13 protein-coding genes and 1 other annotated feature are annotated in these 13,691 nt (G+C 47.9%); all 13 genes read left to right on the forward strand.

The window, feature by feature from the left end; genetic code table 11:
- Positions 1–11: 11 nt before the first annotated feature.
- The 13 genes from mraY to ileS all read left to right on the forward strand — a co-directional run bounded on the left by mraY (position 12) and on the right by ileS (position 13,681).
- Positions 12–974: a phospho-N-acetylmuramoyl-pentapeptide-transferase gene (mraY, locus tag P397_RS0106680; protein WP_026832556.1), complete on the forward strand. Its 963-nt coding sequence runs from the start codon at positions 12–14 to the stop codon at positions 972–974.
- A 36-nt stretch (positions 975–1,010) separates the two neighbouring features.
- The gene (gene murD / locus P397_RS0106685; protein ID WP_026832557.1) at positions 1,011–2,357 is read left to right on the forward strand and encodes a UDP-N-acetylmuramoyl-L-alanine--D-glutamate ligase; all 1,347 of its coding nucleotides are present in this window, start codon (positions 1,011–1,013) and stop codon (positions 2,355–2,357) included.
- The gene (murG, locus tag P397_RS0106690; RefSeq protein ID WP_028105977.1) at positions 2,354–3,448 is read left to right on the forward strand and encodes an undecaprenyldiphospho-muramoylpentapeptide beta-N-acetylglucosaminyltransferase; all 1,095 of its coding nucleotides are present in this window, start codon (positions 2,354–2,356) and stop codon (positions 3,446–3,448) included. Before murD ends, murG begins: the two co-directional genes overlap by 4 nt.
- Positions 3,449–3,509: 61 nt before the next feature.
- Positions 3,510–4,289, forward strand: coding sequence for a cell division protein FtsQ/DivIB (locus P397_RS0106695; RefSeq protein WP_026832559.1), 780 nt, complete (start codon positions 3,510–3,512; stop codon positions 4,287–4,289).
- A gap of 230 nt (positions 4,290–4,519) precedes the next feature.
- Complete coding sequence (ftsA, locus tag P397_RS0106700) at positions 4,520–5,824, forward strand: cell division protein FtsA (RefSeq protein WP_028105978.1); 1,305 nt, start codon at positions 4,520–4,522, stop codon at positions 5,822–5,824.
- A 39-nt stretch (positions 5,825–5,863) separates the two neighbouring features.
- Complete coding sequence (gene ftsZ, locus P397_RS0106705; protein ID WP_028105979.1) at positions 5,864–7,021, forward strand: cell division protein FtsZ; 1,158 nt, start codon at positions 5,864–5,866, stop codon at positions 7,019–7,021.
- Positions 7,022–7,103: 82 nt separating this feature from the next.
- On the forward strand, positions 7,104–7,880 hold the full coding sequence (gene pgeF / locus P397_RS0106710; protein WP_028105980.1) for a peptidoglycan editing factor PgeF: 777 nt from the start codon (positions 7,104–7,106) through the stop codon (positions 7,878–7,880).
- Positions 7,867–8,538 carry a YggS family pyridoxal phosphate-dependent enzyme gene (locus P397_RS0106715; RefSeq protein WP_026832563.1) on the forward strand — a complete coding sequence of 224 codons (672 nt, stop codon included), beginning with the start codon at positions 7,867–7,869 and terminating at the stop codon, positions 8,536–8,538. The genes pgeF and P397_RS0106715 overlap by 14 nt, the downstream gene beginning before the upstream one ends.
- 201 nt (positions 8,539–8,739) lie before the next feature.
- Complete coding sequence (locus P397_RS0106720) at positions 8,740–9,063, forward strand: cell division protein SepF (RefSeq protein ID WP_233550664.1); 324 nt, start codon at positions 8,740–8,742, stop codon at positions 9,061–9,063.
- A gap of 2 nt (positions 9,064–9,065) precedes the next feature.
- Entirely contained in the window at positions 9,066–9,338 is a 273-nt protein-coding gene (locus P397_RS0106725; RefSeq protein ID WP_028105981.1) for a YggT family protein, read from the forward strand.
- Positions 9,338–10,111 carry a YlmH family RNA-binding protein gene (locus tag P397_RS0106730; RefSeq protein ID WP_026832566.1) on the forward strand — a complete coding sequence of 258 codons (774 nt, stop codon included), beginning with the start codon at positions 9,338–9,340 and terminating at the stop codon, positions 10,109–10,111. Before P397_RS0106725 ends, P397_RS0106730 begins: the two co-directional genes overlap by 1 nt.
- A 24-nt stretch (positions 10,112–10,135) precedes the next feature.
- Positions 10,136–10,657, forward strand: a complete 522-nt coding sequence (locus tag P397_RS0106735) for a DivIVA domain-containing protein (RefSeq protein ID WP_026827944.1) — start codon at positions 10,136–10,138, stop codon at positions 10,655–10,657.
- Positions 10,658–10,886: a binding site (T-box leader), on the forward strand.
- 59 nt (positions 10,887–10,945) lie between these two features.
- Positions 10,946–13,681, forward strand: coding sequence for an isoleucine--tRNA ligase (ileS, locus tag P397_RS0106740; RefSeq protein WP_028105982.1), 2,736 nt, complete (start codon positions 10,946–10,948; stop codon positions 13,679–13,681).
- The last annotated feature ends 10 nt before the right edge of the window (positions 13,682–13,691 follow it).

The raw sequence follows: 13,691 nt of genomic DNA on the forward strand, positions 1-13,691 counted from the left end.
AGGTGTTTGCAATGATCACGTTATTCATCAGTTTAATTGTTGCGTTTTTGGTTGTCGTACTCGTGATGCCAAAAGCCATTCCGTTTTTGCACAGTCTGAAATTTGGTCAAGAAATCCGCGAAGAAGGTCCGGACTGGCACCAAGTGAAATCTGGAACGCCGACGATGGGCGGTATCGTGATTTTACTGGCGATGATCGGAAGTCTCATCGTCACGTTGTTTACGAATGGCTTTGAAGCAAGTCATTTGTCGTTACTCTTTTTGACGCTTGCCTATGGAGCAATCGGGTTCATCGATGATTACATCAAGGTCGTCAAAAAACGGAACCTCGGTTTGAATTCCAAACAAAAACTAATCGGTCAAATTGTGGTTGGACTGCTCTTCGTCTGGTTGAGTGGTGGATTTACAAGCGAAGCCACTTATCTCTCGATTCCGTTTACATCGCTGTCGCTTGATTTTGGTCTTCTGTATCCGTTCGTCGCCTTGTTTTGGCTGGTCGGTTTTTCGAATGCCGTTAACTTGACGGACGGACTGGATGGGCTGGTCTCCTTTACAGCGATCCCAACTTTCTTGTTCTTTGGATTATACGGTTGGTTGATTGCAGATGAGCCGGGTGTCGCCTTGTTTGCTTTTTCAGCAGTCGGTGCCTTGATCGGTTTCTTAGTCTTTAACGTCTATCCGGCTAAAATCTTCATGGGGGATACCGGATCACTTGCATTAGGGGCGGCGCTAGCCGGCTTGTCGATTTTACTGAAACTAGAACTGTTGCTCGTCTTGATTGGTATCGTGTTTGTCGTCGAGACGCTGTCCGTCATTTTACAGGTCATCTCCTTTAAGACGACAGGAAAACGGATCTTTAAGATGAGTCCGATCCATCACCATTTTGAAATGGTCGGATGGAGTGAATGGCGGATTGTCGGAACGTTTGCTTCGATCAGCTTTATCATGGCGTTCATCGCCTACCTGTTTGTATAACCGAAATTTGTGGTCAAGAAAGTGAGCGATTTAAAGATGAAGATCTCTGAACTGGATAAAAAAAAGGTACTGGTTCTCGGAACGGCCAAGAGTGGTATTGCAGCAACTCACTACTTAGTCCAAGCAGGGGCCGACGTCACCGTCAATGATGGTGGAACACCCAGCGTAGAAGATGTCGAGACATTACAAACATTAAAGGTCGAGACGATTTTTGGCAGTCATCCTCTATCCTTACTTGAAGGAGTCGAGCTGATCGTTAAAAATCCAGGAATTCCGTATCAGATTCCGTTGTTGCAAGCAGCCTTGGCGCAAGGAATCCCGATTTGGACGGAAGTGGAATTGGCTTATCGGGCGACCGGTGCGAGCTGGGTGGCGATTACCGGATCCAATGGAAAAACGACGACGACGACACTGGTGCACGAGCTGTTGCGCCGTGGTCAAGCACGTGTCCATCTGGCTGGTAACATCGGATTTCCGGCAGTTGAAATCGCGCAACAGGCACAAGCAGGAGATGTGATCGTGATTGAGCTGTCGAGCTTCCAACTGATGGGGATTGATGCTTTTCAACCAGTCAGTGCAGCTTTTTTGAATCTCTCGCCGGCACATCTCGATTATCACGGGGATGTCGCATCGTATGCTGAAGCGAAAGCACGGATCTTTGAGAATATGGAGGCATCCGGACGTCTCGTCGTCAATGCAGATGATCGTCATGTCATGCAGTTGAGCGAACAGACGGCAGCGCAACGTCTGACGTTCTCACGTAAACAATCGGCGTATGCCCGGGTGGAAGACGGGATGATCATCATCGGTGAGACGCCGGTACTGCCGGTCAATGAGTTGGCATTAGGCGGTGGGCACAATCTGGAAAACGTCTTGGCAGCCCTGACGTTGATCGAACCCTTCGCCATCGCCATGACAGACATTCAGGATGTGTTGCGGACATTTGGTGGCGTCGCCCACCGGACAGAATACATCGGAGAGTTCAAGGGACGCAAAGTCTACAATGACTCAAAAGCAACGAATAATGTCGCGACAGAAGCCGCTTTATCCGGCTTCACAGCGCCGATTGTTTGGTTGTGCGGGGGTCTTGAACGTGGGGCAGACTTGAGTCCGCTCCGTCATGCGATGACCCATGTCAAGCATGTCATCGGGTTAGGTGAGACCGGTCAACGCTTCGCTGAGTTGGCAGAGCAACAACAGGTGGCAGCAACAGTTACACAAGCGATGGAAGAAGCGGTGAAAGCGGCATTTGACGTTTCTGAACCGGGCGACATCATTTTACTGTCACCGGCTTCTGCCAGCTGGGATCAATATAAAACGTACGAAGAGCGCGGCGAACACTTCATTCGCTCCGTCCAAGAACAGGGAGGCGCGGCGAAATGAGAATTGTAGTTTCTGGAGGAGGCACAGGTGGTCATATCTATCCGGCTTTAGCAATGATTCGGGAAATCGAACGCCGCATGCCATGCGAAGTTCTCTATATCGGGACGGAAAATGGATTGGAAGCAGACATCGTCCGACGCGCGGGAATTCCGTTTGAATCCATCGAGATTTCAGGAATCCGCCGGTCGCTTTCATTTGAAAACGTCAAGACCGGCATTCGATTTTTGAAAAGTGTTGTACGTGTCCGGAAGTTGTTGCGCGATTTCGAACCGGACATCGTAGTCGGGACAGGCGGTTTCGTCTGTGGTCCCGTGCTGTATACGGCAGCGAAGATGGGATATAAGACATTAGTTCATGAGCAAAACAGTTTACCTGGAATTACAAATAAATTTTTAGCCCGCTATGTGGATCGTGTCGCGCTGTCCTTTAAAGGCTCCGGTCATCACTTCGGGAAAAACGAAGCAAAAACGATTTTAATTGGTAATCCGCGTGCTTCCGAAGTTGCTTTGTTGGAAATCAATCCGGTGGAAGAACGGCGGAAATACGGGTTTGAAGAAGGACGTCCCTTGATCGTCGTCTATGGTGGAAGCCGGGGTGCACCGGCCATCAATCAGGCCGTCGTCGAGATGATTCCACGACTGGAAAACACCGACTGGTCACTGTTGTTCGTTACGGGACAGGTCCATTACGAAACAATCAAGGCACAACTTGGAACGTTACCGGAACGCATTCAACTGCGACCGTTCATCTATGACTTGCCTTTGATTTTAAAAGCCAGTCAACTGGTCATCTCAAGATCAGGGGCAAGTACGTTGGCGGAATTGACGACGCTTGGTTTACCGAGCATTTTGATTCCGAGCCCTTACGTGACGGAAAATCATCAAGAAGTGAATGCCTCGTCACTTGTCGAAACGGGAGCCAGTCTGCTCGTGCGCGAAAAGGAATTGACGGGCGACCGTCTGTTCGAAGCCTGTACGACGGCGATTGCCGAGCAGGAAGCGATGTCAAAAGCCTCTTTGGCACTCGGTATGCCAGACGCAGCAAGTGACTTAGTCGACGAGCTGTTGCGGTTGATCCAACAAAAAAATTAAATCAAAGCAGGAATAGACCGATAAGGAACTGAAATGAATGAGTATGGAGGGAGAGGCTTACGTGAGGGAACAACGACCGAAAAGACAGCCGCAGACGGATACGACTGTCCGTAGCTTAGAAGATAAAATTCCATATGTCCGTGAGCAGCGTCGGAAGAAAGCAAACCGTCGTCTAATCTATGTCCTCATCCTGATCGGTCTATTGATTGGTGTCGTCTTTTACCTTCAATCCAGTTATTCACGTGTCGCGACATTTGATGTCGACGGCACGATTAACGTCAAGAAGGAAGACATCATTCAAGCATCGCGTATTAAGGTCAAGGAGACACATGCTTTCAATGTGTCGGAAGAAGCCGTACTGGAACGAATCGAAGATGTACCGGGTATTCGAGAAGCGACGATGAAAAAACGATTTCTTCACCACTATGAAGTAGAAGTCGTCGAAGAAAAAGAGATTGCGTACGCGAAAGATAAACCCGGTGCCCGGATTGTATTGGCAGATGGTACGATCCTTCCTGGTAAGTCAAAGGAAGAGCTGTTCGATGCACCGATTCTAACCGGATTCACCGATCCATCCCTGCAACGTCTGACGAAAGAACTCGTGAAGATTGAACCGAAAGTCCGGAGTCGGATTTCGGAAATCGTCGCCAACGATCAGACTGATAAAGGGGGATTGAAGTTATTCATGACAGACGGGAATACCGTCTTATTGAGTACGTCGGCTTTTTCTAATTCGTTGAATGAATATGTCAAAGTGATTTCCGCCTTGCCAAAAGGAAAAACAGGGACGATTACGATTGATGGTGGAATCTATTTCAAACCATATACAGGGAAAAAATAGAAAAACACAGGGCGAGATAGAACGGTTTAACAAACGTTTGTTTTCATTAGGAAGAAACCGGGCGTATCGTCATCAAATCGTAATCTATTAGATGGGTATGTTAGGCAATAACTTCTTTTCGTGAGGTTTTTTATAGTGTAGACTTAAACGAGAAGAAGCTTCTCTTGATTCCTGTGAATATAAACAGGAACGAATTGGATTAGTATTATGAAAGTGGAGGTGTCACTCCCATGGAAACGAAAGGTACGATTGCCGCACTAGACATTGGGACATCGGAAGTGAAACTCATCGTTGGTGAACTTCTTGGTGGAACGCTGAATGTGTTAGCGGAAGGATCTGCTCCGTCTGCTGGCGTCAAGCGAGGTGTCATCGTCGATATCGATCAAACAGTGAATGCCATTAAACAAGCGGTCACAGAAGTGGAACGAACACTTGGTGAACCGATTGGTGAAGTATACGTAGCGATTTCTGGTGAGCATATTCAAGTGAAGGATTGCCAAGGCATGACATCCATCAAGGGTGAGGACAATGAAATCACGGACGATGACGTGAAGGATGTCCTTCATTCGGCCATGGTCATGCGCATTCCGAATGAGCTGAGTGTCGTAGATGTTCTTCCGAAAACCTTTACGGTCGACCAGCAAACGGAGATTACGGATCCTCGCGGAATGATTGGTTATCGCTTAGAAGTGACCGGGAAACTGATCATTGGAGCGAAGACGATTCTACATAGCATCAAACGTTCCATCGAACGAGCGGGCTTGGAACTTGCGGGATATGTGCTAGAAAGCTTAGCCGTCTCAAGAATTGCTGCTTCCATCGATGAATTGGAACTTGGTGTCGGGATTGTCGATATCGGACACGAAACAACGACGCTTTCGATTTACGAAAAAAATGACTTAGTGTATTCCACGACATTAGCGTATGGTGGCGATCACCTGACACGCGATTTGACGTATAAAATGAATTGTAAATACCAAGATGCAAAGCTTGCAAAAGAAGAGTACGGGGTTGCGCTTGAAGCACTAGGCGATCCGGAAGAAAAAGTTTCGTACGTCACAATCAACGGGGAACACCGTTTCGAACCGCAAACGGAAATTGGTTTCGTACTCGAAGCACGCCTTGAAGAAATTTTTGAAATGATTCAGAAGCGGATGACGCAAGCCGGTTATTCGCAAATGAACAGCGGTATCATTCTCTGCGGTGGAAGTTCGTCGCTTCCTGGAATCGATCAGCTCGGGAAGCGGATCTTCAAACAGAACGTCAACGTCTATCAGCCGGCGAGCCTCGGTATCCGTCATCCAAAGTATGCAGTGGCTGCTGGGATGTTACGTTACGTCCTGTCACGAAGTACAGTTTCGAAGTCCGGGTTTGACCGTGCGGATGAAAAGGGTATTATCGCACAAGGGCGTGAACAAGAAGAACTGTTGGCGAGTCAGCCTCAAGCACCCGCACGCGAAGATCGAAAGCCGCAAGAACAGCCTCCAAAAGAACGCAAGTCATTCAGTAGTTTCTTTGAGAAATTTTTCGGTTAATAAAAAATAATCAGTATAAAAAAATAGGGGGCCCCTTTTATGTTGCATTTTGATGAAATGATGGACCAAGTAGCTAAAATCAAAGTCATCGGAGTAGGTGGCGGTGGATCAAACGCTGTCAACCGAATGATTGAACATGGTGTCCAAGGCGTAGAATTCATCGCTGTCAACACGGATGCGCAAGCGTTAAATATGTCTCAAGCGGACGTCAAACTTCAATTGGGCGCAAAATTGACACGCGGTCTTGGAGCGGGAGCAAATCCGGAAATCGGAAAAAAAGCCGCTGAAGAGAGTCGCGAGCAGTTAACGGAAATTCTTTCGGGTGCGGACATGGTTTTCGTCACGGCTGGAATGGGCGGAGGTACAGGAACAGGAGCTGCTCCTGTCATCGCGGAGATTTCAAAAGAAATTGGTGCATTGACAGTTGGTGTCGTCACGAAACCATTTATGTTTGAAGGACGTAAGCGGATGCAACATGCTGTATCTGGTGTCCAAAACTTCAAAGAAAAAGTAGATACACTCATCGTCATTCCAAACGATAAGTTGCTTGAGATCGTTGACCGTAATACGCCGATGCTTGAAGCATTCAAAGAGGCAGACAACGTTCTTCGTCAAGGGGTTCAAGGGATCACGGATCTGATTGCCGTTCCTGGTCTGATCAACTTAGACTTTGCCGATGTAAAAACAATCATGACAGAAAAAGGTTCAGCGTTAATGGGTGTCGGTGTCGCAACAGGTGAACACCGTGCGACGGAAGCTGCGAAAAAAGCAATTTCTAGTCCATTGCTCGAAACATCGATCGAAGGTGCAAAAGGTGTCTTGATGAACATTACCGGAAGTGCGAACTTGAGCCTGTATGAAGTGACGGAAGCCGCTCAAATCGTTCAAAGTGCCGCGGATGAAGAAGTGAACTTGATCTTCGGTTCGGTCATTAACGATAACCTCGAAGATGAAATCATCGTCACGGTCATCGCAACAGAATTTGAAAACGAACCACTCGATTTCGAAATTCCGTCAGCACAAGAAATGATGAAAAACTTGTTGAAGAAAAAACAAGCGACACCATCACCAGTTGCTGAAGAGCCGAAACCACAAGTCGAAGAGACACCTAGTAGCTCGAACCAAGAACCAGCAAAAGGGTCAGATGTCGAAGAGACGATGGATATTCCTTCTTTCCTTCGCCGGAATAATCGCTAAACCGATATTCCAAAGACACGATTGCTAGATCAAGAGGTGTCGCGTAAGCGACACCTCTTTTTTTAAAAAAGGATGGGATGAGATGTTTGGTCAATGGATAAAATGGGATACCCCGACGGGAACCGTTCGGGCAGCGTTCACCACAAAGTTTGCAGCGCCACATGGAAATGGAAATCTTGGATTACATGTCAAGGATGATGCAAACGGCGTCGTCGAAAACCGTCAAGTCATCGTCCGACAATTGGAATTAGCACTTGAAAATTCCGTTTGGGCGGAACAAATTCACGGCAATCATGTCGAACAGGTGACGACACTCGATTCAGGGCGCGGCGCATCCGATTATGAGACGGCCATTAAGGGTACAGACGGATTGGTGACGACCGACTCCAATGTCTTGTTGATGATGTTGTTCGCTGACTGTGTACCGTTGATCTTCTGTGATCCGCGAACAGGCATCATCGCAAATGTCCACGCCGGATGGCGGGGAACCGTAGCGAACATCGTCGAAGAGACATTGACGAAGATGGAACAAGCAGGAGCAGAGCGCTCTTCCGTCCAGATGGTAATCGGACCGTCGATTCGGGAATGTTGTTATGAAGTGGATGGTCCTGTGCTCGAAGCCATCGATCAACTCGGACTAGAAGAATCGCCGTACGTCCGGAAGGAAAACGGCAAAGCGATGTTATCGCTCCAAAAAACGAATGCTCTCTTAGCAGAACGAAGTGGAGTCGGTGATGTGCTTGATACAGGCATCTGTACGAATTGCCAAGCGGAAGATTATTTCTCCTACCGACATGGTGACCACGGTGGACGATTTGCTAGTTTGATTGTAAAGGAGCCTCTTGATGTCAATCTCTGAAAATGTACGACACGTACACCAAAAAATGAAACAGGCATATGAAAAGACTGAGCAAAACAAGCAGGTACAATTGATTGGCGTGACGAAATCAGTGTCAAGCGAAGTAGCGGCGGAGTTGCTGGAAGCAGGAGTGACCGCACTGGGTGAAAACCGTCCGGAAGGATTGGCGGACAAACAGGCAGCACTGGGTCGCACGGCATGCGAATGGCACTTCATCGGGACACTGCAAACACGAAAGGTGCGTCAGGTCATCGATCGGATTGATGTGTTGCATTCTCTTGACCGGTTGCACCTCGCCGAGGAAATCAACAAGCGGGCGAAACAGCCTGTCGATTGTTTTGTACAGGTCAACGTATCCGGTGAAGAGTCCAAACAAGGAATCCATCCAACCGATATCCACTCCTTTTTACACGAGGTCGGTCAATATCCGATGATTCGGGTCATCGGCTTGATGACGATGGCACCCTTGACAGAAGACGAGCAGACGATCCGCTCCGTGTTCCGATCGCTTCGTCACTTGCGGGATGAAGTTGCAGCACGTCACCTTCCCCATGCACCGTGTACGGAGTTATCAATGGGCATGTCTTCCGACTATGAGATTGCCATTGAAGAGGGTGCGACATACGTTCGAGTGGGTACTGTTTTAGTCCAACGATAAATTGTCTAGATAAGCGAAAGGAGAATCGATATGGGATTCAAATCGAAAATGCAAAATCTATTTCTCGGAAACACAGACGATTTAGATGAACTCGAATACGAAAATGATGCTACAATAAATAAAGGTAGAGGTGCTTCACAGCAAGAATATGACGAGTACTACGAGGAATCTACCCCGAGTGTTACTCAAAAGGAGGACCCTGTGAGACAATCGAACATCGTACCGATTCATACTAAAAAGGCAAAGTCACAAGTGATTTTGAGTGAACCACGTGTGTTCAACGAAGCGCAAGAGATTGGCGAACACCTTCGTCAAAATCGTGCCGTCATCGTGAACATGCAACGGATGTCTAAAGATCAGTCACGCCAGATGATCAATTTCCTATCCGGTGTCGTGTTTGCTCTGGACGGGACGATTACGACGATCAGTCAAAATACACTCCTCTGTGTTCCGAACAACGTCGAGCTAGCAGGAAGTATTTCCAATCTGCTCGGCGAAGATGATATCAACCATAAGGGGTGGTAAACATGGATTCACAAGTCATGTATGCAATCGGGCGTACACTTGGCACATTACTTCAATATTACAGCTACGTTATGATCGTCTACATTTTACTTTCTTGGTTCCCGAATGCACGGGAATCCAGATTCGGTCAGGTCTTAGCGATGTTAGTCGAACCGTTTCTTGCACCGTTCCGACGGATTATCCCGCCCATCGGAGGTATGCTTGACATTTCACCAATCGTTGCCTTTCTTGTGCTTAACTTGGCGCAGGCAGGAATCCGGGCTATCTTCCTGTAATGAGTGTTTATGATCATTATCGCGGACATGAGCGGGAGTTTGTCGATCTTGTCTTAAACTGGATCGACCATGTCGAAGCGACCTACACGTTTAAGTTAACTGATTTTCTGGATCCACGTGAACAGCAAATCACACGGGAACTCGTCGGTACGAAATGCGCCCTCTTTTTTGAGGGCGGTTTCGAAGGCGCAGAACGACAGCGTGCATTGATTGCACCTGATTATTATGATCTCGATGCAGACGACTTTGATATTGCCATTTATCGTATTCATTATCCTACAAAATTCGTTGAACTGTCGCATCGACAGGTGACCGGCACGTTGTTGAATGTTGGGCTGAAACGCGGAAAATTCGGCGATGTGGTGATTCAGGACCAGACAGTGCAATTTGCTGTCGCGAAAGAAGTTGCCTCGTATATCGAAGCGAATGTCGATCGGGCAGGCAAGACGAAAATCCGTTTGTCCGTCGTGGATTCGGAAGAACAATTGAAAATCAAAGAGCAGGAATGGCAAGAAGAGTTAGGTTTTGTCAGTTCCCTGCGGTTCGATACCGTAGTCAGCGAGATTCTTGGTTTTTCGAGACAAAAAGCGCAAAGTTTGATTAAGCAAGGTGAAAGTAAAGTCAATTACAAAATCGTGGAAGATCCAAGTTTTCTGTTAGACGAAGGGGATTTACTGTCCCTTCGCGGAACAGGTCGTGTCAAGTTGATTGCCGTACTCGGTTCAACAAAACGGGATCGGATCAAACTGCAATACGGTCTGTTAAAAGGTTAACAAACAAACTGAGGAGGATTCATTATGCCATTGACGCCACTTGATATTCACAATAAGGAATTCACACGGAAGTTTCGCGGGTATGACGAAGATGAGGTCAATGAATTTCTTGATCAAGTCATCAAGGATTTTGAATTGTTGCTTCGGGAAAACCGTCAACAACAAGAAGTCATTCAAAACATGCAGTCTCGTGTCGATTACTTCAGTTCGATGGAAGAAACATTAAACAAATCGATCATCGTCGCTCAAGAAGCGGCAGAAGAAGTGAAGGCCAACGCGACGAAAGAAGCGAGCCTGATCGTCAAACAAGCGGAACGGGAAGCGGAGCAGTTACAAGATGCAGCGCAACGCCGCGCCCAACGGACGGACTTTGAAGTCGAACAGATGCGTAAAAAAATCGAGTTGTACCGAAACCGGTTCAAAGTGTTGATTGATGCCCAGATGGAATTATTGACGAGTCACGATTGGGATGCGTTTGATAGTTCGACGCGAGGTGCGCTTGACGAGATTCCGGCAGTTGCGTATAATGACGACGATGTCATATAAAGTAAAGCAGTGAGAAGGACACGTTTTTTATCAGGATACTGTCAGCGAATCGGGAAACGGTGTGAGCCCGACCAGTGAATGAAAAAAAATATCCCCTTTGAGTACGGGACTGAACAAATGCAGTAAGTTCCGTCGTTTCGCCCTCGTTATCGGGCTCTTAAGTGGTAATCCGTTCGTAAGGATTGCTAGTAGGGTGGTACCGCGAGTTCAAGTCAAACTCGTCCCTATCAGGGGATGAGCTTGGCTTTTTTTTGTACTTAAAAATACAGACAAGTGAGGGAATGCCAGATGGAATACAAAGATACATTATTGATGATGAAAACGGAATTTCTGATGCGAGGAAACTTACCAAAACGTGAGCCGGACATGCAGGCACGCTGGAACGAGATGAATCTCTATGAAGCAGTCCAAGAAAAAAATGCGGAGAAACCGACGTTTATCTTACATGACGGTCCTCCCTATGCGAACGGTGACATCCACATGGGGCACGGCTTAAATAAAGTCCTAAAAGATATCGTCGTCCGTTACAAATCGATGAACGGATTCCGTTCACCGTACGTACCGGGTTGGGACACGCACGGTCTGCCGATTGAAACGGCTTTACAAAAAGCAGGTGTCGACCGCAAGTCGATGTCGGTTGCTGAATTCCGGAAGCTCTGTGCGAAATATGCGCTTGAGCAAGTCGATCATCAGCGAGAGCAGTTTAAACGACTTGGTGTGTTAGGTGATTATGACAATCCGTATATCACGTTGCAACCGGAGTTCGAGGCGGCACAAATCCGTCTGTTTGGTGACATGGCGAACAAAGGATACATCTACAAAGGGAAAAAACCGGTTTACTGGTCACCTTCTTCAGAGTCGGCTCTCGCGGAAGCGGAAATTGAGTATCAAGACAAACGATCGGCTGCCATTTACGTCGCGTTCCAAGTCATGGACGGGAAAAACATCTTGGAGCCGACGGATCATTTCGTCATCTGGACGACGACACCATGGACGATTCCAGCGAACCTCGGGATTTCTGTCAGCGGTGAGTTGACATATGCACGCATCGAATACCAAGGCAAAGGCTATATCGTTGCCGAGACACTCGTACCGGAAGTCATCGAAGCATTAGGTTGGGAAGAAGCGACGGTAGGTCGTGTCTTCAACGGCGCGGACTTTGAATACATCAAAGCGAAACATCCACTGTATGACCGCGAATCACTCGTCATGCTTGGGGATCACGTCACAGCGGAAGCAACAGGTGTCGTCCATACGGCTCCAGGACACGGGGAAGACGACTTTAGAATCGGTCAAGCCTACGGACTCGATATCCTTTGCCCTGTCGATGATAAAGGTGTCATGACGGCAGAAGCACCCGGTTTTGAAGGCATGTTCTATGAAGATGCAAACAAAGAAATCGGAATTGCTTTAGAAGAAGCCGGCGCCTTGTTGAAATTGTCGTTCATCAAACACTCGTATCCACACGATTGGCGTACGAAAAAACCGGTCATCTTCCGGGCAACACCACAGTGGTTTGCTTCGATCAAAGATTTCCGTACCGAAATCCTGGATGAGATCAAAGGTGTCCAGTGGGTACCGGAGTGGGGCGAAACCCGCCTGCACAACATGTTTAAAGACCGTGGAGACTGGGTCATTTCCCGTCAACGGGCGTGGGGTGTACCACTGCCGATTTTCTATGCGGAAGATGGTACGGAAATCGTCACACCGGAAACGATTGACCATATCGCGAATCTGTTCGCTGAACACGGATCAAACGTCTGGTACGAGCGCGAAGCGGTTGATCTGCTTCCGGAAGGCTTCACGCATCCGGCAAGCCCGAATGGTGTCTTCAAAAAAGAAACGGACATCATGGATGTCTGGTTTGACTCCGGTTCCTCGCATGCGGGTGTGTTAGAAGCACGTCCGGAGCTCGAGCGTCCAGCGGATCTTTATCTGGAAGGATCGGATCAATACCGTGGTTGGTTCAACTCATCCCTTTCGACAGCCGTCGCAACGACGGGGAAAGCACCATATAAAGCGGTCGTCAGTCACGGATTTGTTCTGGACGGACAAGGACGGAAGATGTCGAAATCAATCGGAAATACGATTGCACCAATCCAGATCATGCAACAGTTCGGAGCTGAAATTCTCCGTCTGTGGGTCGCTTCCGTTGATTATCAGTCAGATGTTCGCGCTTCGATGGACAACTTCAAGCAAGTATCGGAATCGTACCGGAAAATCCGGAATACGGTCCGCTTCTTACTCGGAAACCTCGATCAATTTGATCACACGACACACCGTGTTGCCTTTGAGGACTTACCAGAGTCCGACCGCTTCATGCGGACGAAGCTTGACCAACTTGTCGGCAAAGTGAAGGCGGCTTATGATGCCTACGACTTCATGGCAGTATATCAACTGTTGCATAACTTCTGTGTCTTGGACTTGTCTTCGTTCTATCTGGATTACACGAAGGACATCCTCTACATCGAAAAAGAAGATGCACCGGCGCGTCGTGCCGTTCAGACAGTCATGTATGACACGGTCGTGACGTTGTTACAATTAATGGCACCGGTCTTGCCGCATACGGCAGACGAAGCATGGGAATTCGTTCCGGGTGTCGAAACGGCAAGCATCTTCTTGACGGATCTTCCGGAAACACCGGAAGTGACGGAAGAAGGTCTGGCGTTGATTGCGAAATGGAACAGCTTCCTCGTTTTCCGCGATGACGTCCTAAAAGCACTCGAAGAAGCACGTGCGGAGAAACTTGTCGGGAAAACACTTGAAGCCAAGCTCCAGCTTGCGCCAAATGACGAGACAAAAGCATTGCTTGGGACGATTGATCACCTCGAACAGTTGTTGCAAGTCTCACAGATTGTTTTCGTTGATTCGGCTGAGAAGACATACGAAACGACAGGAGTCACGGTTCTCAAAGCAGACGGTGAAAAATGTGAACGATGCTGGACCTATTCGACCGAACTTGGTCAAGATCCGGCTCATCCGACACTTTGCCCACGTTGTACTGAGGTCGTCAATTCTTTATAATGGTCAGGGA

The sequence above is a fragment of the Exiguobacterium undae DSM 14481 genome (assembly GCF_000620805.1).
Lineage (GTDB): Bacteria > Bacillota > Bacilli > Exiguobacteriales > Exiguobacteriaceae > Exiguobacterium_A > Exiguobacterium_A undae.